19 protein-coding genes are annotated in these 20,974 nt (G+C 71.5%); 14 read left to right on the top strand and 5 right to left on the bottom strand.

Annotated features, from left to right (window positions below; genetic code table 11):
- Window positions 1-6: 6 nt before the first annotated feature.
- The 8 genes from recG to mutM all read left to right on the top strand — a co-directional run bounded on the left by recG (window position 7) and on the right by mutM (window position 7,400).
- A complete protein-coding gene (gene recG / locus OHA99_RS10320) occupies window positions 7-2,226 on the top strand; it encodes an ATP-dependent DNA helicase RecG (protein WP_153177769.1) in 2,220 nt (739 codons plus the stop codon).
- Between the two features lie 55 nt (window positions 2,227-2,281).
- Window positions 2,282-2,869, top strand: a complete 588-nt coding sequence (rsmD, locus tag OHA99_RS10315; protein WP_153177768.1) for a 16S rRNA (guanine(966)-N(2))-methyltransferase RsmD — start codon at window positions 2,282-2,284, stop codon at window positions 2,867-2,869.
- A gap of 26 nt (window positions 2,870-2,895) precedes the next feature.
- On the top strand, window positions 2,896-3,375 hold the full coding sequence (gene coaD / locus OHA99_RS10310) for a pantetheine-phosphate adenylyltransferase (RefSeq protein WP_042825260.1): 480 nt from the start codon (window positions 2,896-2,898) through the stop codon (window positions 3,373-3,375).
- Between the two features lie 121 nt (window positions 3,376-3,496).
- Complete coding sequence (locus OHA99_RS10305; RefSeq protein ID WP_153177767.1) at window positions 3,497-4,636, top strand: cell division initiation protein; 1,140 nt, start codon at window positions 3,497-3,499, stop codon at window positions 4,634-4,636.
- A 141-nt stretch (window positions 4,637-4,777) separates the two neighbouring features.
- Window positions 4,778-5,431, top strand: a complete 654-nt coding sequence (locus OHA99_RS10300; protein WP_153177766.1) for a DUF177 domain-containing protein — start codon at window positions 4,778-4,780, stop codon at window positions 5,429-5,431.
- A gap of 2 nt (window positions 5,432-5,433) precedes the next feature.
- Window positions 5,434-5,607: a 50S ribosomal protein L32 gene (rpmF, locus tag OHA99_RS10295; RefSeq protein ID WP_006139588.1), complete on the top strand. Its 174-nt coding sequence runs from the start codon at window positions 5,434-5,436 to the stop codon at window positions 5,605-5,607.
- Window positions 5,608-5,614: 7 nt separating this feature from the next.
- Window positions 5,615-6,445, top strand: coding sequence for a ribonuclease III (rnc, locus tag OHA99_RS10290; protein WP_003973423.1), 831 nt, complete (start codon window positions 5,615-5,617; stop codon window positions 6,443-6,445).
- Between the two features lie 94 nt (window positions 6,446-6,539).
- Complete coding sequence (gene mutM, locus OHA99_RS10285) at window positions 6,540-7,400, top strand: bifunctional DNA-formamidopyrimidine glycosylase/DNA-(apurinic or apyrimidinic site) lyase (protein WP_405695463.1); 861 nt, start codon at window positions 6,540-6,542, stop codon at window positions 7,398-7,400.
- Here mutM and OHA99_RS10280 read toward each other — a convergent pair.
- Window positions 7,390-7,794: a helix-turn-helix domain-containing protein gene (locus OHA99_RS10280; RefSeq protein WP_194279907.1), complete on the bottom strand. Its 405-nt coding sequence runs from the start codon at window positions 7,792-7,794 to the stop codon at window positions 7,390-7,392. The two genes, mutM and OHA99_RS10280, sit on opposite strands and share 11 nt — an antisense overlap.
- Before the next feature lie 175 nt (window positions 7,795-7,969).
- Between OHA99_RS10280 and OHA99_RS10275 the strand changes: the two genes are divergently transcribed.
- Window positions 7,970-8,404: a hypothetical protein gene (locus OHA99_RS10275; RefSeq protein ID WP_228126101.1), complete on the top strand. Its 435-nt coding sequence runs from the start codon at window positions 7,970-7,972 to the stop codon at window positions 8,402-8,404.
- 14 nt (window positions 8,405-8,418) lie between these two features.
- On the opposite strand, the gene OHA99_RS10270 is transcribed toward OHA99_RS10275, so the two are convergent.
- Complete coding sequence (locus tag OHA99_RS10270; RefSeq protein WP_405695460.1) at window positions 8,419-9,627, bottom strand: CAP domain-containing protein; 1,209 nt, start codon at window positions 9,625-9,627, stop codon at window positions 8,419-8,421.
- Between the two features lie 183 nt (window positions 9,628-9,810).
- Here OHA99_RS10270 and OHA99_RS10265 point away from each other — a divergent pair, with 183 nt between their 5' ends.
- From OHA99_RS10265 to OHA99_RS10250, 4 genes are all read left to right on the top strand, one after another.
- Window positions 9,811-10,092: an acylphosphatase gene (locus OHA99_RS10265; RefSeq protein WP_007444898.1), complete on the top strand. Its 282-nt coding sequence runs from the start codon at window positions 9,811-9,813 to the stop codon at window positions 10,090-10,092.
- A 379-nt stretch (window positions 10,093-10,471) separates the two neighbouring features.
- A complete protein-coding gene (locus OHA99_RS10260) occupies window positions 10,472-10,684 on the top strand; it encodes a hypothetical protein (protein ID WP_003973418.1) in 213 nt (70 codons plus the stop codon).
- A 266-nt stretch (window positions 10,685-10,950) separates the two neighbouring features.
- The gene (gene smc, locus OHA99_RS10255) at window positions 10,951-14,517 is read left to right on the top strand and encodes a chromosome segregation protein SMC (RefSeq protein ID WP_405695458.1); all 3,567 of its coding nucleotides are present in this window, start codon (window positions 10,951-10,953) and stop codon (window positions 14,515-14,517) included.
- Between the two features lie 218 nt (window positions 14,518-14,735).
- Window positions 14,736-16,154 (top strand): sugar porter family MFS transporter, encoded by a 1,419-nt coding sequence (locus OHA99_RS10250; RefSeq protein WP_153177760.1) that lies wholly within the window; start codon window positions 14,736-14,738, stop codon window positions 16,152-16,154.
- A gap of 115 nt (window positions 16,155-16,269) precedes the next feature.
- Here the strand turns inward: OHA99_RS10250 and OHA99_RS10245 are convergent, their stop codons facing one another.
- Together OHA99_RS10245 and OHA99_RS10240 are read right to left on the bottom strand one after the other, a co-directional pair.
- Entirely contained in the window at window positions 16,270-16,629 is a 360-nt protein-coding gene (locus tag OHA99_RS10245) for a hypothetical protein (protein ID WP_153177759.1), read from the bottom strand.
- A gap of 131 nt (window positions 16,630-16,760) precedes the next feature.
- A complete protein-coding gene (locus OHA99_RS10240; protein WP_405695455.1) occupies window positions 16,761-18,218 on the bottom strand; it encodes a cytosine permease in 1,458 nt (485 codons plus the stop codon).
- 230 nt (window positions 18,219-18,448) lie between these two features.
- Here OHA99_RS10240 and ftsY point away from each other — a divergent pair, with 230 nt between their 5' ends.
- Window positions 18,449-19,657: a signal recognition particle-docking protein FtsY gene (ftsY, locus tag OHA99_RS10235; RefSeq protein ID WP_164383097.1), complete on the top strand. Its 1,209-nt coding sequence runs from the start codon at window positions 18,449-18,451 to the stop codon at window positions 19,655-19,657.
- A 237-nt stretch (window positions 19,658-19,894) separates the two neighbouring features.
- Here the strand turns inward: ftsY and OHA99_RS10230 are convergent, their stop codons facing one another.
- Window positions 19,895-20,566, bottom strand: coding sequence for a bifunctional DNA primase/polymerase (locus OHA99_RS10230; RefSeq protein ID WP_054100832.1), 672 nt, complete (start codon window positions 20,564-20,566; stop codon window positions 19,895-19,897).
- Window positions 20,567-20,974: the final 408 nt, after the last annotated feature.

Raw genomic sequence — 20,974 nt, 5'->3', positions numbered from 1 at the left:
TGTGCAATGGATCTCGTGCCCGCACTGCGAGAACCCCTGAAGAAGGTGCTCGGCCCCGCCACCGCGAAGGTGATGGCCGAGCACCTCGGCCTGCACACCGTCGGCGACCTCCTCCACCACTATCCCCGCAGATACGAGGAGCGCGGCCAGCTCACCCACCTCGCCGACCTGCCCATGGACGAGCACGTCACCGTGGTCGCCCAGGTCGCCGACGCCCGGCTGCACACCTTCGCCTCGTCGAAGGCCCCGCGCGGCAAGGGGCAGCGCCTCGAGGTGACCATCACGGACGGCAGCGGCCGACTCCAACTGGTCTTCTTCGGCCACGGAGTCCACAAGCCCCACAAGGAACTCCTGCCGGGCACCCGCGCGATGTTCGCGGGCAAGGTCTCCGTTTTCAACCGCCGACTGCAACTGGCCCATCCGGCGTACGAATTGCTGCGCGGCGACGTGGAGGGCGAGGAGACCGTCGAGTCCTGGGCGGGTGCCCTCATCCCCCTCTACCCGGCCACCGCCAAGCTGGAGTCCTGGAAGCTCGCCAAGGCGATCCAGACGGTGCTGCCCAGCGCCCAGGAGGCCGTCGACCCGCTCCCCGCCACGCTGCGCGAGGGCCGGGGCCTGGTCTCCCTGCCCGAGGCCCTCCTCAAGATCCACCGCCCGCACACCAAGGCCGACATCGAGGACGCCCGCGCCCGCCTGAAGTGGGACGAGGCCTTCGTCCTCCAGATCGCCCTCGCCCGCCGCCGCCACGCCGAGACCCAGCTCCCCGCCGTCCCCAGGAAGCCCAGCCCCGACGGCCTGCTCACCGCCTTCGACGACCGGCTCCCCTTCACCCTCACCGACGGCCAGCAGAAGGTCTCCCGGGAGATCTTCGACGACCTCGCCACCGACCACCCCATGCACCGGCTGCTCCAGGGCGAGGTGGGCAGCGGCAAGACCCTGGTCGCCCTGCGCGCCATGCTCGCCGTCGTCGACTCCGGCGGGCAGGCCGTGATGCTGGCGCCCACCGAGGTGCTCGCCCAGCAGCACCACCGGTCGGTCGTCGAGATGATGGGCGAGCTGGCCGAGGGAGGGATGCTGGGCGGCGCCGAGCACGCCACCAAGGTGGTGCTGCTCACCGGCTCCATGGGCGCCGCCGCCCGCCGCCACGCCCTGCTCGACCTGGCCACCGGTGAGGCGGGCATCGTCATCGGCACACACGCGCTGATCGAGGACAAGGTCCAGTTCCACGACCTCGGCCTGGTCGTCGTCGACGAGCAGCACCGCTTCGGCGTGGAGCAGCGCGACGCCCTGCGCGGCAAGGGCAAGCAGCCCCCGCACCTGCTCGTCATGACCGCCACGCCCATCCCGCGCACCGTCGCCATGACCGTCTTCGGCGACCTGGAGACCTCCGTCCTCGACCAGCTGCCGGCCGGCCGGTCCCCGATCGCCAGCCACGTCGTCCCGGCCGCGGACAAACCCCACTTCCTCGCCCGCGCCTGGGAACGGGTCCGCGAGGAGGTGTCGAACGGCCACCAGGCGTACGTCGTCTGCCCCCGCATCGGCGACGAGGACGACGACCCCAGGAAGGGCGCCAAGCAGTCCAAGCAGCCCCCGGAGGGCGACGCCGACAAGCGCCCCCCGCTCGCCGTCCTCGACGTCGCCGAGGGCCTCGCCAAGGGCCCGCTCCAGGGGCTCAAGGTGGAGGTCCTGCACGGCAGGATGCAGCCCGACGACAAGGACGCGGTCATGCGCCGCTTCGCCGCCGGGGAGGCCGACGTCCTGGTCGCCACCACCGTCATCGAGGTCGGCGTCAACGTGCCCAACGCCACCGCGATGGTGATCATGGACGCCGACCGCTTCGGCGTCTCCCAGCTCCACCAGCTGCGCGGTCGTGTCGGCCGTGGTTCCGCCCCCGGCCTGTGCCTGCTGGTCAGCGAGATGCCCGAGGCGAGCGCGGCCCGGCAGCGGCTGAACGCGGTCGCGAGCACCCGCGACGGCTTCGAGCTCTCCCGCATCGACCTCGAACAGCGCCGCGAGGGCGACGTCCTCGGCCAGGCCCAGTCCGGCGCCCGCACCTCCCTGCGCGTCCTCGCCGTCATCGAGGACGAGGAGATCATCGCCGAGGCGAGACAGGAGGCGGCCGCCGTCGTCGCCGCCGACCCGGAGCTGACCGGCCTGCCCGGGCTGCGCACGGCCCTGGAGGCACTGCTGGACGACGAGCGGGAGCAGTACCTGGAGAAGGGCTGAGAGACTGGCAACGGACACCGTCCGCCCACCCGAGCACACCGACAAGGACCCAGACATGACCCGCGTGATCGCCGGCAAGGCCGGCGGGCGCCGCCTGGCCGTCCCGCCGGGGACCGGCACCCGCCCCACCTCCGACCGTGCGCGCGAGGGCCTGTTCTCCACCTGGCAGTCCCTGCTCGGCGGCCCGCTGGACGGCGAGCGGGTGCTCGACCTGTACGCGGGTTCCGGCGCCGTCGGCCTGGAGGCGCTCTCCCGCGGCGCCGGGCACGTCCTGCTCGTGGAGGCCGACTCCCGCGCCGCCCGCACGGTCCGGGAGAACGTCAAGAGCATCGGCCTGCCCGGCGCCGACGTCAGGGCGGGCAAAGCGGAACAGATCATCCGTACCCCGGCCCCGGCGGAGCCGTACGACGTGGTCTTCCTGGACCCGCCCTACGCCGTCTCCGACGACGATCTTCGGGAGATCCTGCTCACACTCCGCACGGAGGGGTGGCTCGCGACGGAAGCGCTCGTCACCGTGGAGCGCAGCACCAGAGGCGGCGAATTCCGCTGGCCGGACGGTTTCGAAGCGATCCGGGCCCGTCGCTACGGCGAGGGAACGTTTTGGTACGGTCGCGCCGCCTCTACGTGCGAAGACGCACGATGACCGGACCGGAGAGCGAGGGAACTCAAGTGCGCCGTGCCGTCTGTCCCGGGTCATTCGACCCGATCCACAACGGACACCTCGACATCATCGCCCGTGCCTCCAGCCTCTACGACGAGGTCTACGTCGCGGTGATGATCAACCGGTCCAAGAAGAGCCTGTTCGAGATCGAGGAACGGATCGACCTCATCCGCCGGGTCACCGCCGAGTACGGCAACGTCCGTGTGGAGTCCTTCCACGGCCTGCTCGTCGACTTCTGCAAGCAGCGCGAGATCCCGGCCATCGTCAAGGGCCTGCGCGCCGTCAGCGACTTCGACTACGAGCTGCAGATGGCCCAGATGAACAACGGCCTCTCCGGGGTGGAGACCCTCTTCGTCCCCACCAACCCCACCTACAGCTTCATGTCGTCCTCCCTGGTCAAGGAGGTCGCGACCTGGGGCGGGGACATCTCCCACCTGGTGCCGCCGCTGGTCCTCGAAGCCCTCACGGAGCGCCTGAGCAACCGCTGACCGCACCGCCGCACAGCCCACGGAGACTGACAACCCGTCACCCGGTGTCCCCGGGACACCCCGGGGTCGTACAGTCGTCCCGTCCGTCTCCAACACAGCTGTAGAGAGTGGCGAGCACACGGTGGACGTGCAGAACAAGCTCGACGAGATCACCGCGATGGTCTCCGGCGCCCGCGCCATGCCCATGTCGGCCTCGTGCGTGGTCAACCGCGCCGAACTGCTCTCGATGCTGGAAGAGCTGCGCGCGGAGCTGCCCGGTTCCCTCGCCCAGGCCCAGGAGCTGATCGGCGACCGTGAGCAGATGGTCGCCCAGGCCCGCCAGGAGGCCGACCGGATCATCGAGGGCGCGCACGCCGAACGCGGCTCCCTGATCGCCGGCACCGAGGTCGCCCGCCGCTCCCAGGCCGAAGCCGACCGGATCCTCGCCGAGGCCCGCCAGGAGGCCGAGGAGGTCCGTGCCGAGGCCGACGACTACGTCGACTCCAAGCTCGCCAACTTCGAGGTCGTCCTCACCAAGACCCTCGGCTCCGTCGGCCGGGGCCGCGAGAAGCTCCTCGGCACCGGACCCGGACTCGACGAGAACGGCTACGAGGACGAGGACGCCCCCGAGCGCAGCCACGACCCCGAGACCCTGCGCCGCGACGCCGACACCTACGTCGACACCAAGCTCGGCGCCTTCGAGGCCGTGCTGGCCAAGACGCTGGACGCGGTCGGCCGGGGCCGCCAGAAGCTGCACGGCCGCATCGCCACCGACGACCTCGGCGCCCTCGCCGACGACCTGACCACCGTCCAGCACTCCAGCGACGCCGACTACCTCGCCGACCTCGCGGGCCTCTCCGACGCCCCCGCTCCGGCCGCCGCCGGGCAGTCCCCGCAGCCCCGGTACGGCGAGCAGCAGCCCGCGGCGGCCCAGGTGCCCGCGCAGTCCGTGCCGGAGATGCCGGAGATGCCGGCCCAGGAACCGGCGTACGGCTACGCGCCGCAGCAGCAGCCCGACCCGTACGCGGCGTACCAGCAGACCTACGACGGCGGGCAGGACCCGTACGGCTACCAGCAGCAGGGCGCCGACCCGTACGCCTACCAGTACGACGGCGGGCAGCAGGCGTACGACGCACAGCAGGGCTACGCCCAGCCCCAGCAGCCCCAGCACGCCCCGCAGGGCCAGGCCCATCCGCAGGCGCTCGACGAGACCAGCCTCTTCGACACCAGCATGATCAGCGCCGAGCAGTTGAGGGCGTACGAACAGGGCCGCGGCCTCTAGGGACGAGGGGGCCTCGCCGCCCGGATTGGGACGAGAGCGAATGGTCCAGTATCCTGGCTCTTCGGTCGCGCGTACGTCCGCGATCGCCGCTGCCCGGGAACACCGAAGGGCGGCACCCCCCACCCACGACCGAAAGCAGGAATGGTTCTGAACGCGCGCCTCGACCACCGCGACCCCCTCGTGTTCGACACGCACGAGCTGGGACGGCGGCCCGGTGCGCTCCAGCGCCTGACCCGCACGGTCGACGCTCCCAGGGACTTCGGTCTCCAGGGAGTCATCGGAGTGCCGGAAGGCGCCCCGGTGGAGCTCGATCTCCGGCTCGAGTCGGTCATGGAAGGGGTGCTCGTCACAGGCACCGCCCGTGCCAGGGCCCGGGGGGAGTGCGTAAGGTGTCTGGAGTCGCTCGAGCAGCAGCTCGAAGCGGACTTCCAGGAGCTGTTCTCGTACCCTGACGCCGACGACCGTGGCCGCCCCGTGGCGGAACCGGGCGACGACGCCGAGGACGACGAGGACAGGTTCTTCGTCGAGGACGGACTGATCGGCCTCGAACCCGTGCTGCGCGACGCGGTGGTGCTCGCACTGCCGATGCAGCCGGTGTGCCAGGAAGACTGCCAGGGTCTGTGCTCCGAGTGCGGAGTGCGCCTGTCGGACGACCCGGACCACCACCACGACGCCGTCGACATTCGTTGGGCGGCATTGCAGGGACTCGCCGGTTCACTCGGAGACGGCGAGAAGGACGAGATGAGCGGCGACGGGTCGGATTCCGCGGACGCCGCCGAGAAGCAGGAGAAGTAGCCGTGGCTGTTCCGAAGCGGAAGATGTCGCGCAGCAACACGCGCCACCGCCGGTCGCAGTGGAAGGCTGCGGTCCCCACCCTGGTTGCGTGCGAGCGCTGCCACGAGCCCAAGCTGCAGCACATCGCGTGCCCGGCTTGCGGCACTTACAACAAGCGCCAGGTCCTCGAGGTCTGAGCGGCTGGTGAGAGGCACTGTGTCAGTCCCCAAGAAGGCGGAAGACGCCAAGGCGGACCCACCCGCCAAGAAGAAGGCGGACACCCAGGCCTCGTCCCACACGCTTCTGGAAGGGCGGCTCGGCTATCAGCTCGAGTCCGCCCTTCTGGTGCGTGCACTGACCCACCGTTCCTACGCGTACGAGAACGGCGGTCTGCCGACGAACGAGCGGCTGGAGTTCCTCGGGGACTCCGTGCTCGGCCTCGTCGTCACGGACACGCTGTACCGCACCCACCCCGACCTGCCCGAAGGCCAGCTGGCCAAGTTGCGGGCCGCGGTGGTCAACTCGCGTGCGCTGGCGGAGGTGGGCCGAGGGCTCGAACTCGGCTCCTTCATCCGGCTCGGCCGCGGTGAAGAGGGCACGGGCGGCCGGGACAAGGCGTCCATCCTCGCCGACACCCTCGAAGCGGTGATCGGCGCGGTCTATCTCGACCAGGGCCTCGACGCGGCCTCCGAACTGGTGCACCGCCTGTTCGACCCGCTGATCGAGAAGTCCTCGAACCTCGGTGCCGGCCTGGACTGGAAGACCAGTCTCCAGGAACTCACCGCGACCGAAGGGCTCGGCGTCCCCGAGTACCTGGTCACGGAGACCGGCCCGGACCACGAGAAGACCTTCACTGCTGCCGCCCGCGTCGGAGGCGTCTCGTACGGCACCGGCACCGGCCGCAGCAAGAAGGAGGCGGAGCAGCAGGCCGCGGAATCCGCGTGGCGGTCCATCCGGGCCGCGGCGGACGAGCGCGCCAAGGCGACGGCCGACGCCGTCGACGCGGACCCCGACGAGGCGTCCGCCTCCGCCTGACCCACCGTCGCACGGTCCGAACGCCCGCCCCACCTTCGGGGCGGGCGTTCGGCTCGTCGCCCGTCCATCAGTCCGGTCCACCCGAGGGGAAGCCATGCCCGAGTTGCCCGAGGTAGAGGTCGTACGGCGCGGCCTGGAGCGCTGGGTCGCCCACCGGACCGTCGCCGACGCCGAGGTACTGCACCCGCGTGCGGTACGCCGGCACATCGCGGGCCCCGGCGACTTCGCCCACCGCCTGGGGGGCCACCGCATCGGCACCCCCAGCCGCCGCGGCAAGTACCTGTGGCTGCCGCTGGAGGACACCGACCAGGCGGTCCTCGCCCACCTCGGCATGAGCGGCCAGCTCCTGGTCCAGCCGCACGAGACACCCGCCGAGAAGCACCTGCGCATCCGCGTCCGCTTCGCCGACGCCCTCGGTACCGAACTCCGCTTCGTCGACCAGCGCACCTTCGGCGGCCTCTCCCTGCACGAGACCACCCCCGACGGACTGCCCGACGTCATCGCGCACATCGCCCGCGACCCGCTGGACCCCCTCTTCGACGACGAGGCGTTCCACCTCGCCCTGCGCCGCAAGCGCACCACGATCAAACGGGCCCTGCTCGACCAGTCCCTGATCAGCGGCGTCGGCAACATCTACGCCGACGAGGCCCTGTGGCGCGCCCGCCTCCACTACGAACGCCCCACGGCGACCCTCACCCGCCCCCGCACCACCGAGCTGCTCGGCCACGTCCGGGACGTGACGAACGCCGCCCTCGCCGTGGGCGGCACCAGCTTCGACAGCCTCTACGTCAACGTCAACGGCGAGTCCGGCTACTTCGACCGGTCGCTCGACGCCTACGGCCGCGAGGGCCTGCCCTGCCGCCGCTGCGCCACACCGATGCGCCGCCGGCCGTGGATGAACCGCTCCAGCTACTTCTGCCCGAAGTGCCAGCGGCCGCCGCGGCTCACCCCGTAGGCGTCCGCCGCTCGTCGTACCGCTCGCGGGACGCCAGCACCTCGTCCATCCGCCCCTCGACGCACTCGATGAGCGCGAGCAGCCGCGCGGCCACCTCGCGCCCCAGCCCCGTCAGCTCGTAGTCCACGCGGGGAGGATTGGTCGGCTGGGCCTCGCGGTGCACCAGCCCGTCGCGCTCCAGCGCGTGCAGGGTCTGGGCCAGCATCTTCTCGCTGACGCCGTCCACCCGGCGCCGCAGCTCGTTGAACCGGAACGACCCCTCGTACAGCGCGCCGAGCGTCAGCGCGCCCCAGCGCCCCGTGACGTGCTCCAGGGTGCCGCGCGAGGGACAGGCCCTGGAGAACACGTCGAACGGCAGGTCCTGCTCCTCCGTGCGCTCCCGCGTGGTCGACATGTCTCCAGCGTACGTGAGCACAGCGCTGCGCCACAGGTTGCGCGGGGTGGTGGACAGCAGGCGGTGCGACCTCGGGCGCACTCCGCGGTCACCAGTGTGTCGATAGTCTCAACGCCTTCTGACCAGCGAGGCCGTCCCGGTGCCGGCCCTGGGGGCTGGTCGCCGGAGGGGTGACGTGATCAAGCAGGTGTGCAAGGGCGTCGTGACCGTGGCGGCCGTCGTGGCACTGTCGGCATGCGGAGGCGCCGACCCGGACGGGGTTGAGCCGCCGGAGTCGCCGTCGCCCTCCGCGACGTCGGCGGCGAGCCCGAGTGGCGTGGCCGCCACGCCCGGGGGCAGTGGCGGCAAGGCCGACGCCCTGCTCAGCGGCACCTGGGGCGCAAGTTCCGGCTGGGTCGTACTCCGCGTCCGTGGCCGGGCGGTCGAGATGGTGGGCGCTCACCACTGCCAGGGCAAGGTCGCCGAGGAGGACGGACTGCACGTCATCCGGCTCACGTGCGACGACGGCAACACCGACCGCTCCGTGGGGCGCGTCTACGGACTGTCCGCGGACGGCATGACCGTCGAGTGGGAAGGACTCGGGGCCGACAGCTTCGAACGGGCCGAGTGACACCTGCCGTCGGCTCAGTAGCCGAAGTCCTGCGTCCACCACGGGCCGCCCGAGCCGAAGTGGACTCCGACCCCCAGGGTCGTGAAGTCGCAGTTCAGGATGTTGGCCCGGTGGCCGGGGCTGGCCATCCAGGCGTCCATCACGGCCTGGGCGCCGGCCTGGCCGCGGGCTATGTTCTCGCCGCCGAGACCGCTTATGCCCGCTGCCGCGGCCCGGTCCCAGGGGGTGGCGCCGCTGGGGTCGGTGTGGTCGAAGAAGCCCTGGGTGGCCATGGCCTCGCTGAAGTCCTCGGCCAGTTCGCGCAGGGCGCTGTTCGCGGCCACCGGGCGGCAGCCCACCTTGGCCCGTTCGTCGTTGACCAGCTTGAGCACCTGCGCCTGCGCGACGGCCTGCTCCGACACGGCGGCGGGTGTGCTGGGCTCGGCGGGCTGCTTGGTGGCCGGGCGGGAGGGTGCGGGCCGCTTCGGCTCGGCGCTCGGCGTCGTCTTGGGCTTCTTCGTCTTCGACGGTGTCCCGGCCGGGGCCGCGGGCTTGGAGGACGGTGCCGAGGTGGAGGTGGACGGCGAGGCGGACGGGGAGTTCTTGGCGGACTCCTTCTCCGACGGAGACGAGGACGGGGACGGGGACGAGGAGGACCGGGACGGCGAGGCCGAGCGGTCGGTGCCGCGGCTCATGGCGGCGTCGTCGCCACGGCCGGTGCCGGCGCTGCCCGAGGTGCCGCCCTGCTGGGACGGGCTGTTCGTCGGGGCCTCCTGGGCCCGCACCGGGTCACCGGTGCTGCTGTCGCCGCCGATCCGGTAGTTGTCCAGGCCGGGCACCGCGCCCGTGGCCACCGCCACCGTGCCGATGGCGACCGCGGCGGACACCCCGAGCAGACCGGTGCGGACACCGGCGGCCGACTCCTTGCGCCGGCGACGGCGCCCCCCACCGGGCTGCGGACCGTCGTCGGGCGCGTAGCCGCCGGCGGGGAAGGCGACGGTACGGCCGGCCTGCGGGCCCGCGCCGTCCGGGTCGTCCGCGAACAGGTAGGCGTCGCTCCTGGCGCGGACCTCGGCGTACGCCTCGGGGTTCAGGTAGGGGGCGATCCCCATCGTGGGAGCCTCGCCCGCGTCCGGCGCCAGCGGGTCACGGGCCCGGCCCGTCGTCGTGCCGTCCGCCTCATGGCCCCCCGCGGAGCGGCCCGCGGCGGCGCGGCCGGCGGCGGAGCGTCGGTGGCGTCCCATGTCCTGGCCTTCCTCGTCCTCGTCCGCGCGTGGGGCGTGCCCTCGCGGTCGACTGTGCTCACGATCAACACGGAACTCACACGATCGAGTGAGTTTCATGTGGGATTCATTGGGTGGGGACGGTACCGCATGGCGCCAGGGGGTGAAGTGTCCCGCGAGACATTGACTGGTTAGGTTGCAGTCATGAGCGAGGATGTACGGCTGGTCGCGTGGGTGCGCGGACAGGTTCAGGGTGTGGGTTTCCGCTGGTTCACGCGGGCCAGGGCGCTGGAACTCGGCGGGATGAGTGGTTTTGCTCTCAATCTGGGCGACGGCCGCGTCCAGGTCGTCGCGGAGGGTCCGCGCGAGCGCTGCGAGGGACTGCTCGACTGGCTGCGCGGTGACGACACGCCCGGACGCGTGGACGGAGTGACGGAGATCTGGGACACACCCCGCGGGGGCTACGACGGCTTCGCCATCCGGTGACGTCCCGCCGCGTGAACCTCCGCGAGTGCCGGGAGCGACCCTCGCCGGAGGGGTGGCCGGGGTGAAAACGGGCAGGTGATTGCCAAGGACAGCCGCTCGTGGGAGGCTCCGCACGCAGAATGATCGCCATGCCCCGAGGGGCCCGCAGGAGTCGCAGCGTCGCCGTTTCCCGGCCGCATGCCCCCGGGCGCCCGCGGATACGGGGCGTGATCGTGTTGACCGTCAAACTTTTTGGTGAGACGCTGAAAGCCCCGCGCACCTTAGCTGTTTGGCATGGTTGAACGGCAGCAAAAACTCCAAAGTGCCAAGCACCGCGGGTGCGATTCCCTCACGACCCACACCGCTTCGGTCGGTCACTCATTGTGGAGGACCATCCATCATGGCAAAGGCGCTTCTCGGTTACGTCGGCGGCTCCGACCCTCGACTCCTCGCCGAGATGCGACGGCTCCAGCAGCGCGTCCAGGACCTGGAATCCGAGCTCGGACGAATCCAGGCGGAGAACGACGCGCTGGCGGCTGCCGCTTCTCACGACAGGATCATGGAGAGCATGGAGAGCGTTGACGCACACCAGGCGGAGCCTGCGCTCACCTGATCACTGCATCGCTCCACCACGGCACGGCAGTGGTCGGGCCCGCCCGTACCACCGCTCAGGTGTCAGAGTCTGCAAGGGACGCTTCGGCGTCCCTTCTTTCTTTTCCCGCCCCTCGTCTCGTCCCGCGCCCCGTCCCGGCCGGTCCCTGCCCCGCGCAACCTTTCACCCTCTTCAACGTCTGATGTGCCCTGCACGTTCACCGGTGAAACCGCGGCGGTTCACCGGTTCATGGAGTGAGACACACCCGAAAGGTAGAGTCCGACGGCGTGCACCTGAAGGCCCTGACCCTCCGCGGATTCAAGTCGTTCGCCTCGGCGACCACGCTCCGGTTCGAGCCGGGCATCACCTGCGTCGTCGGCCCGAACGGCTCGGGCAAGTCCAATGTCGTCGACGCGCTCAGCTGGGTCATGGGCGAACAGGGCGCCAAGTCGCTGCGCGGCGGCAAGATGGAGGACGTCATCTTCGCCGGCACCACCGGCCGCCCGCCGCTCGGCCGGGCCGAGGTGTCGCTGACCATCGACAACTCCGACGGGGCCCTGCCCATCGAGTACGCCGAGGTCACCATCACGCGGATCATGTTCCGCAACGGCGGCAGCGAGTACCAGATCAACGGCGACACCTGCCGCCTCCTCGACATCCAGGAACTGCTCTCCGACTCCGGCATCGGCCGCGAGATGCACGTCATCGTCGGCCAGGGCCAGCTCGACTCCGTCCTGCACGCCGACCCGATGGGCCGCCGCGCCTTCATCGAGGAGGCCGCCGGCGTCCTCAAGCACCGCAGGCGCAAGGAGAAGGCGCTCCGGAAACTGGACGCGATGCAGGCCAACCTCGCGCGTGTGCAGGACCTCACCGACGAACTGCGGCGCCAGCTCAAGCCCCTGGGGCGCCAGGCCGCCGTCGCCCGCAGGGCCGCCGTCATCCAGGCCGACCTCCGGGACGCCCGGCTCCGGCTCCTCGCCGACGACCTCGTACGGATGCGCGAGGCGCTCCAGGCCGAGATCGCCGACGAGGCCGCCCTCAAGGAACGCAAGGAGGCCGCCGAGCGGGAGCTGGGCAAGGCACTGCGCCGCGAGGCGGACCTCGAGGACGAGGTGCGCCGGCTCACCCCGCGCCTCCAGCGCGCCCAGCAGACCTGGTACGAGCTGTCCCAGCTCGCCGAACGCGTGCGCGGCACGATCTCGCTGGCCGACGCGCGCGTGAAGAGCGCGACCTCGGCACCGCCCGAGGAGCGCCGGGGCCGCGACCCCGAGGAACTGGAACGCGAGGCCGCCCGCGTCCGCGAGCAGGAGGCCGAACTCGAGGCGGCCCTGGAGGCGGCCGAGCACGCCCTGGAGGATACGGTCGCCCACCGCGCGGACCTCGAACGCGAACTGGCCCTGGAGGAGCGCCGCCTCAAGGACGCCGCCCGCGCCATCGCCGACCGCCGCGAGGGACTCGCCCGGCTCAACGGGCAGGTCGGCGCCGCCCGGTCCCGCGCCGCCTCCGCCCAGGCCGAGATCGAGCGGCTGGCCGAAGCTCGCGACGCATCGAGGGAGCGGGCCGCAGCCGCCCAGGAGGAGTACGAGACCCTCCAGGCCGAGGTCGACGGACTCGACGCCGACGATCAGGAACTCGCCGAGCGGCACGACGCCGCCAAGCGTCAGCTGACCGAGGCGGAGGCCGCACTGGGCGCCGCCCGCGAGGCCGCCACCGCCGCGGAACGCGAGCGCGCCGCCACCCGTGCCCGGCACGACGCCCTCGCCCTCGGACTGCGCCGCAAGGACGGCACCGGCGCGCTGCTGGCCGCCAAGGACCGGCTCACCGGCCTGCTCGGCCCGGCCGCCGGACTCCTCACCGTGACGCCCGGCCACGAGGCGGCCCTCGCCACCGCCTTCGGCGCCGCCGCCGACGCCCTCGCCGTGACCTCTCCGGCGGCCGCCGCCGACGCCATCCGCCTGCTGCGCAAGCAGGACGCCGGCCGCGCCGCCCTGCTGCTCGCCGGCGCCCCCGACGACGTGCCGCACGAGCCGCGCGGCGACGGACCGCCGTACGCCGCCGACCTGGTCCAGGGCCCCGCCGACCTGATGCCCGCCGTACGGCGGCTGCTGCGGGGGACCGTCGTCGTCGCCACCCTGGAGGACGCCGAGGACCTGGTCTACGCCCGCCCCGGGCTGACCGCCGTCACCGCCGAGGGGGACCTGCTGGGCGCCCACTTCGCGCAGGGCGGGTCCGCGGGGGCGCCGAGCCTGCTGGAGGTGCAGGCGTCCGTGGACCAGGCCGCCGCCGAGCTGGCGGAGCTGGGCACGCGGTGCGAGGAGCTGGCGGGGGAGCAGGAAGCAGCCGTCGGGCGACGGGGGGAGTGCGCCGCGCTCGTCGAGGAGCTGGGGGAGCGGCGCCGGACGGCCGACCGGGAGAAGTCGTCCGTCGCCCAGCAACTGGGCCGGCTCGCGGGACAGGCGCGGGGCGCCGCCGGGGAGGCGGAACGGTCCGCCGCCGCGGCCGAGCGGGCTCAGGAGGCGCTCGACAAGGCGCTCATGGAGGTCGAGGAACTGGCCGAGCGGCTGGCCGTGGCCGAGGAGAGTGCCTTCGGGGAAAGAGGGGAGGAGGAGCCCGACACCGCCGCCCGCGACCGGCTCGCCGCCGACGGCGCCAACGCACGCCAGACCGAGATGGAGGCCCGCCTCCAGGTCCGCACCCACGAGGAGCGGGTCAAGGGACTCGCCGGACGCGCCGACTCCCTGGACCGCGCCGCCCGCGCCGAACGCGAGGCACGCGCGCGTGCCGAGCAGCGGCGGGCCAGGCTGCGGCATGAGGCGGCCGTCGCCGAGGCGGTCGCGGCCGGCGCCCGGCAGCTGCTCGCGCACGTCGAGGTCTCGCTGACCCGCGCCGACGAGGAGCGCACCGTCGCCGAGGCGGCCAAGGCCCGGCGCGAGCAGGAACTGACCGCCGCGCGGACCGCCGGACGCGGCCTCAAGGCGGAGCTGGACAAGTTGACGGATTCAGTTCACCGGGGCGAGGTACTCGGCGCCGAGAAGCGGCTGCGCATCGAGCAGCTGGAGACCAAGGCGCTGGAGGAACTCGGTGTGGAACCGGCGGGGCTCGCGGCCGAGTACGGCCCCCATCAAGAGGTGCCGCCCTCGCCCCCCGCCGACGGCGAAGAGCTCCCCGCCGACCCGGAGCACCCGCGCAACCGTCCCCGGCCCTTCGTCCGCGCCGAGCAGGAGAGGCGGCTGAAGGCCGCCGAGCGCGCCTACCAGCAGCTCGGGAAGGTCAACCCGCTGGCGCTGGAGGAGTTCGCGGCGCTCGAGGAACGGCACCAGTTCCTCAGCGAGCAGCTGGCGGACCTGAAGAAGACCCGCGCCGACCTGCTCCAGGTCGTCAAGGAGGTCGACGAGCGCGTCGAGCAGGTCTTCACCGAGGCCTTCCGGGACACGGCCCGGGAGTTCGAGGGCGTCTTCAGCAGGCTGTTCCCGGGTGGTGAGGGGCGGCTGATCCTCACCGACCCCGACAACATGCTCACCACGGGCGTGGACGTCGAGGCCCGGCCCCCCGGCAAGAAGGTCAAGCGGCTGTCGCTGCTCTCCGGTGGGGAGCGCTCGCTGACCGCGGTGGCCATGCTGGTGTCGATCTTCAAGGCCCGGCCGAGCCCGTTCTACGTGATGGACGAGGTCGAGGCGGCGCTCGACGACACCAACCTGCAACGGCTGATCCGGATCATGCAGGAGCTCCAGGAGGCCTCGCAGCTGATCGTCATCACGCACCAGAAGCGCACGATGGAGGTCGCCGACGCGCTCTACGGCGTGTCCATGCAGGGCGACGGTGTGTCGAAGGTCATCAGCCAGCGGCTGCGCTAGCGCTCCGAGCGTTCAGTTCCACGGTCCTGACCACAGTTAACTTCAACTCTTGAACGAGTGACCGCGCTCGACATCCCCAAACTCACAGCTCTCGCCCTATTGACTTCGAAACTTGAAGACATAGTCTCTGCAACGTTGCTTTTACCTTCAGGTTCCTTCAGTGGCACCTAGAAGGGCGAACCGCCCCGGCAGCGTTGCCGGTAGTCCGAGGAGTACACGTGGCCAGCACATCGCAGGCGCCCAATCCAGGAGCCAGGACGGCTCACCCCGATCATCTCGGGCACGTCATCTTCATCGCGGCGGCGGCCGCGATGGGCGGTTTCCTGTTCGGCTACGACAGTTCCGTGATCAACGGCGCCGTCGAGGCCATCCGGGACCGCTACGACGTCGGCTCCGCGGTGCTGGCCCAGGTCATCGCCGTCGCACTCATCGGCTGCGCCATCGGCGCCGCGACCGCCGGCCGCATCGCCGACCGCATCGGCCGCATCCGCTGCATGCAGATCGCGGCGGTCCTCTTCACCGTCAGCGCCATCGGCTCCGCCCTGCCTTTCGCGCTGTGGGACCTCGCCATGTGGCGGATCATCGGCGGCTTCGCCATCGGCATGGCCTCGGTGATCGGCCCCGCCTACATCGCCGAGGTGTCCCCGCCCGCCTACCGTGGCCGGCTCGGCTCCTTCCAGCAGGCCGCTATCGTCATCGGCATCGCCGTGTCGCAGCTGGTCAACTGGGGTCTGCTGAACGCCGCGGGCGGTGACCAGCGCGGTGAGCTGATGGGCCTGGAGGCCTGGCAGGTCATGCTGGGCGTCATGGTGATCCCGGCCGTTCTGTACGGCCTGCTGTCCCTCGCCATCCCCGAGTCCCCCCGCTTCCTGATCTCCGTCGGCAAGCACGAACGAGCCAAGGAGATCCTCAAGGAGGTCGAGGGCAAGGACACCGACTTCGACGCCCGCGTCGCCGAGATCGAGCACGCGATGCACCGCGAGGAGAAGTCCTCCTTCAAGGACCTGCTCGGCGGCAGCTTCTTCTTCAAGCCGATCGTCTGGGTCGGCATCGGCCTGTCGGTCTTCCAGCAGTTCGTCGGCATCAACGTCGCGTTCTACTACTCCTCGACGCTGTGGCAGTCGGTCGGCGTCGACCCGACGCAGTCGTTCTTCTACTCGTTCACGACGTCGATCATCAACATCGTCGGCACCGTGATCGCGATGATCTTCGTGGACCGCGTCGGCCGCAAGCCGCTCGCCCTGATCGGCTCGGTCGGCATGGTGATCGGCCTCGCGCTGGAAGCGTGGGCGTTCTCCTTCGACCTGGTCGACGGCAAGCTCCCGGCCACCCAGGGCTGGGTCGCCCTGATCGCCGCCCACGTCTTCGTCCTCTTCTTCGCCCTGTCGTGGGGCGTGGTCGTCTGGGTCTTCCTCGGCGAGATGTTCCCCAACCGTATCCGCGCCGCCGCCCTGGGCGTGGCCGCCTCCGCCCAGTGGATCGCCAACTGGGCCATCACCGCGAGCTTCCCGTCCCTGGCCGACTGGAACCTCTCCGGCACCTACGTGATCTACACGATCTTCGCCGCCCTCTCCATCCCCTTCGTGCTCAAGTTCGTGAAGGAGACGAAGGGCAAGGCCCTGGAAGAGATGGGCTGACCCGTCCCGCCCCGAACCCGGGGAGAAGGGCCAAGTCCCCGCTGCCCCTCTCCCCGTACCGTCCGCCGCCCCGCCCGGTCGTTCTCCGGGCGGGGCGGCGGTGTGCCGGGACCGTTCACCAGATGAGCACGTGTGCGCCGATGCGCCGGGCGCGCAGGGCCGCCGCCTCGATGTTGTCCAGGCGGTCGTCGATCCCGCTCGGGTGCACCCCCGCCGCGGCGGCGATCTGGTCCAGATGGGCCCGCAGGAGCAGGATCTCGTCGAGGAGCAGCGGCAGGTCCTCCGTCGTGACCTCCATCCAGTCGCCGTCGACCAGCGGCAGGAAGCGTGCGCCCAGCGAACGCACCGCCTGCGACCCCCACACCTTCTGGCGCCAACTCTCGAACCCGGCCGAGTCGTTGACCCCCTCCGGAATGTCGAGCACGTCGAACTCCCCGTTCGGACCCCGGACGACCACGTCCACGCAGAGACTCATGCGCGCAGACAAGCACCGTGCGGCCGGGCGGGCAACGGGGTTTCGCCGCGCCGGGAGGGGGCGGGGACGAAAACGACGCCCCCGCTCCCGAGCACACGGGAGAGGGGGCGTCGTCCGGTGTCCGGCGTACGTCAGACGGTCACGGTCTCGGCCTCGGGCCGCTCGGCCCGCTCCGCGCGCGCTCCCGGGACGACCAGCGCCGGCTTCGGCAGCACCGCGTAGAGCAGGGCGGAGATCACGACCGTGGCCACCCAGCCCAGCCCGTACTCGCCGACGAAGTTGTTCGTGGCGAGAGGGCCCGTGAACCAGTCGGACGTGGTGAACATCAGACCGGCGGCCAGGCCCACCGCCCAGGCGACGACGGCGGCGGGGGCGAAGCCGCCGCGGTACCAGTAGGCGCTGGTGCGGCCGGTGTCGGCCAGGGCCTCGCCGTCGTACTCCCGGCCGCGCAGCATGTCCGCGCCGAACACGCCGACCCAGGCGGAGAAGGCGACCGCGAGCAGCGACAGGAAGGCGATGAAGGACCCCATGAAGCTGGTCGCCACCAGCATCAGCACGCCGCCGAAGACCAGCGAGATCACGGCGTTCACCGAGACCGCCCAGTGCCGGGGGACCTTGAAGCCCAGGGTCTGCGCGGTGAAGCCGGCCGAGTACATCGACATCGAGTTGATCAGCAGCATGCCGATCAGCGCGATCAGCAGGTACGGCACCGCGATCCAGGTGGGCAGGATCTCGCCGAGGAAGGAGACCGGGTCGGCCGCCGAGGCCAGGTCCGGTGTGGAGACGGCCATGATCATGCCCATCAGGACCATGGGCAGGACGACGATGCCGGCGCCGCCGACCGTGACGCCCACGATCCCCTTGGAGGAGGCCGTACGCGGCAGGTACCGGGTGAAGTCCGGGGCGGACGGGATCCAGCTGACGCCGCCGGCCGCGATCAGGCCCACGCCCGTGATCATCGCGGCCACCGAACCGGCGGACCGGTCGAACACCGCGGACCAGTCGGTGTCGACGACCAGATAGCCGAGGACCAGCACCGAGAAGGCGCCGAAGAGGTACGTCGCGTACTTGTTGCACTTCTGCACGGCGTTGATGCCGAGCCCCGAGATCGCGAACGTCGCCACGACGAAGGCGAGCAGCGTCACCATGTCCAGCACGCTGTTCGCGCGGATGCCGAACACGATGTCCAGCACGGTGAGCACGGCATAGGCACCGGTCACCGCGTTGATCGTCTCCCAGCCCCAGCGGGCGACCCAGATGAGCGAGCCGGGCAGCAGATTGCCCCGCTGCCCGAACACGGCCCGCGACAGCGCCATGCCGGGCGCCCCGCCCCGCTTGCCGGCGATGCCGATCAGACCCACCAGCCCGTACGACACGACGGGCGCCGCGGCCGCGACGACCAGGGCCTGCCAGAAGTTGAGGTGGTACGCCACGACGAGGCTCGCGCCCATCGTGAGCAGCAGCACGCTGATGTTGGCGCCGACCCAGGTCGGGAACAGCTCGCGGGTCCGGGCGGTGCGCTCGTGGTCGGGCACCTGCTCGATGCCACGGGTTTCCAGGGCGCCTTCGTGCTCGGCGGTCTTGCTCATGTGGGGGGTCCGTGCCTCGATCGTGGGGAAGAGGGGCCGGTCGGGACTCTACGCGCGTTGACGCGTCCTCCTCCGTCGTACTTTGCTCCGACTCGTTCCTTCCAGGGCCCTTTGTCCTTCGGACGAAACCACAAGGAGCCGGCAGGCGAAACCACAACGAGCCGAGAGACGAAACCACAAGGAGCCGACAGCGATGCCCCGTGCCGGGGGTCACGCATACTGGACGCGTTATGGAAATCGTCATCCTTGCTGTAGTCATCGCCGTGGTCGTGATCGGCGCGCTCGGCGGGCTGGTCGTGGGCTCCCGCCGCAAGAAGCAGCTGCCTCCGCCACCCCCGGCCACGCCCGACATCACCGCCCCTCCGGCCGAGCCGCACGTCGGCGACGAGGCCGAGACGCCGCGCGACGAAACGCGCCGGACGATAGAGGAGGTCGACCTCCCGGACGGCGGCACCGCCACCGTCGAGGAGCCGCCCGTCGTCGAAGAGCTCGAGATCCCGCAGATCGAGGTTCCCGAGCCCACCGCCGGCCGACTGGTCCGGCTCCGTGCCCGCCTCTCCCGCTCGCAGAACGCCCTCGGCAAGGGCCTGCTGACCCTGCTGTCCCGGGAGCACCTCGACGACGACACCTGGGAGGAGATCGAGGACACGCTGCTCACCGCCGACGTCGGCGTGCAGCCCACCCAGGAGCTGGTCGAGCGGCTGCGCGAGCGGGTGAAGGTGCTCGGCACCCGCACCCCCGGGGAGCTGCGCGGCCTGCTCCGCGAGGAGCTGGTCAACCTCGTCGGCCCCGACATGGACCGCGAGCTCAAGACCGAGCCCGCCACCGGCAAGCCCGGCATCGTGATGGTCGTCGGGGTCAACGGCACCGGCAAGACCACCACCACCGGCAAGCTCGCCCGCGTCCTGGTGGCCGACGGCCGCAGCGTCGTCCTCGGTGCCGCCGACACCTTCCGTGCCGCCGCCGCCGACCAGTTGCAGACCTGGGGCGAGCGGGTCGGCGCCCACACCGTGCGCGGGCCGGAGGCCGGTGACCCGGCGTCCGTGGCCTTCGACGCGGTCAAGGAGGGCAAGGAGATCGGCTCGGACGTCGTGCTCATCGACACCGCCGGCCGCCTGCACACCAAGACCGGCCTCATGGACGAGCTGGGCAAGGTCAAGCGCGTCGTGGAGAAGCACGCGCCGCTGGACGAGGTGCTGCTCGTGCTGGACGCCACCACCGGTCAGAACGGTCTGATCCAGGCCCGGGTCTTCGCCGAGGTGGTGGACATCACCGGCATCGTGCTCACCAAGCTGGACGGCACGGCCAAGGGCGGCATCGTGGTCGCCGTGCAGCGCGAGCTGGGCGTGCCGGTCAAGCTGATCGGTCTGGGTGAGGGCGCGGACGACCTGGCGCCGTTCGAGCCCGAGGCCTTCGTGGACGCCCTCATCGGCGAGTGACGCATCCCGCGGCGCCCCGCGCACGCACGCACGCGAGAAGCGCCCGCCTCCCGGACCGGGAGACGGGCGCTTCGCCGTGGGGAGGATCAGCCGTTGCGACCTGAGAGTCCGCCGCGGGCGTCCCGGGAGCCGTTCCAGGATGGGTAGGCGGGCAAGGCGGAACGGGCAGGGCAGGGCAGGAACGGGTGGACGGGCAGGGGCGCGTCCTGCCGGTGTGCCGTCCGCCGGCGACGGTGGCTACGCCCGGGACCGGTGGGCCACGTAGGCGAGTGTCCCCAGGAGCAGCCGGGCCGCCGGCGGCCTCGTGGCCGAGTCGAGGGCCGGGGGTCGCAGCCAGCGCACCGGACCCCGGCCGCCGCGGTCGGAGGGCGGGGCCGTGATGTACGTACCCCGGCCGAGGCCGCGCAGGTCGAGGGCGGACGGGTCGTCCCAGCCCGTGCGGTACAGCAGCCGGGGCAGCTCGGCGGCGGCGCCCGGCGCGACGAAGAACTGGGCGCGGCCCTGCGGAGTCGCCGCGACCGGACCGAGCGGCAGGCCCATGCGCTCGAGCCGGGCCAGCGCCCGCAGGCCGGCGGGCTCGGCCACCTCGATCACGTCGAAGGTCCGCCCCACCGCCAGCATCACCGCGGCGCCCGGAAACCGCCCCCACGCCTCGCTCGCCTCGGCCAGCCGCGCCCCGGCCGGAACCTCCGGCGCGAAGTCCAGGGGGTGCGCGCCCGGCGCCGGACAGTCGGGCAGGCCGCACGAGCAGGCGCCCGCGGCGGTCCGGGCACCCGGGACCACGTCCCAGCCCCACAACCCGGTGAACTCGGCCACGACGGTGCACTCCGAGGCGCGGCCGCGGCGGCGCGCTCCGGACCTGATCTCGCGCATGCCCCGACTGCTGCCGATGCCGATCGTGAAGCCCATGCCCCCTCCAACGGGTCCGACGCAGCGGCGGTTACGCAGCGGACGTGAAACGTGACTCTCTGCTTCCAACTCCCCAGTCCGGAGCGGTTCAGGCAGCGTCCGGAGGCACTCCGGGTGGTGCGTCCGGACGCGCGCGCCCCGGTGTGCACCGTTGCACCTGCTTCTGGTTGGCCTATGTCAAGTGAATCGCGTCCCGGCCACCGTGAGTTCATTCGAAGGGGTGGCGAATGGTGGCGATTCCGCAATCGCCATGGCTGAACGAGTGATCGCGGGACTACTTTGTGTGCATGGAGCCTTGGGGCACATGCACTTGTGGGTATGCCGGAGGCAACCCGGTCCTCCGTTCGAAGGGTGTCAACCACCGGACGGGGGGCCTCAACCACCGGCATTCTGATAGGGCTTGGCGCA

The organism is Streptomyces coelicoflavus (assembly GCF_045041415.1).
Classification (GTDB): Bacteria; Actinomycetota; Actinomycetes; order Streptomycetales; family Streptomycetaceae; genus Streptomyces; species Streptomyces coelicoflavus.
This window is presented reverse-complemented; position numbering and strand designations above follow the sequence as displayed.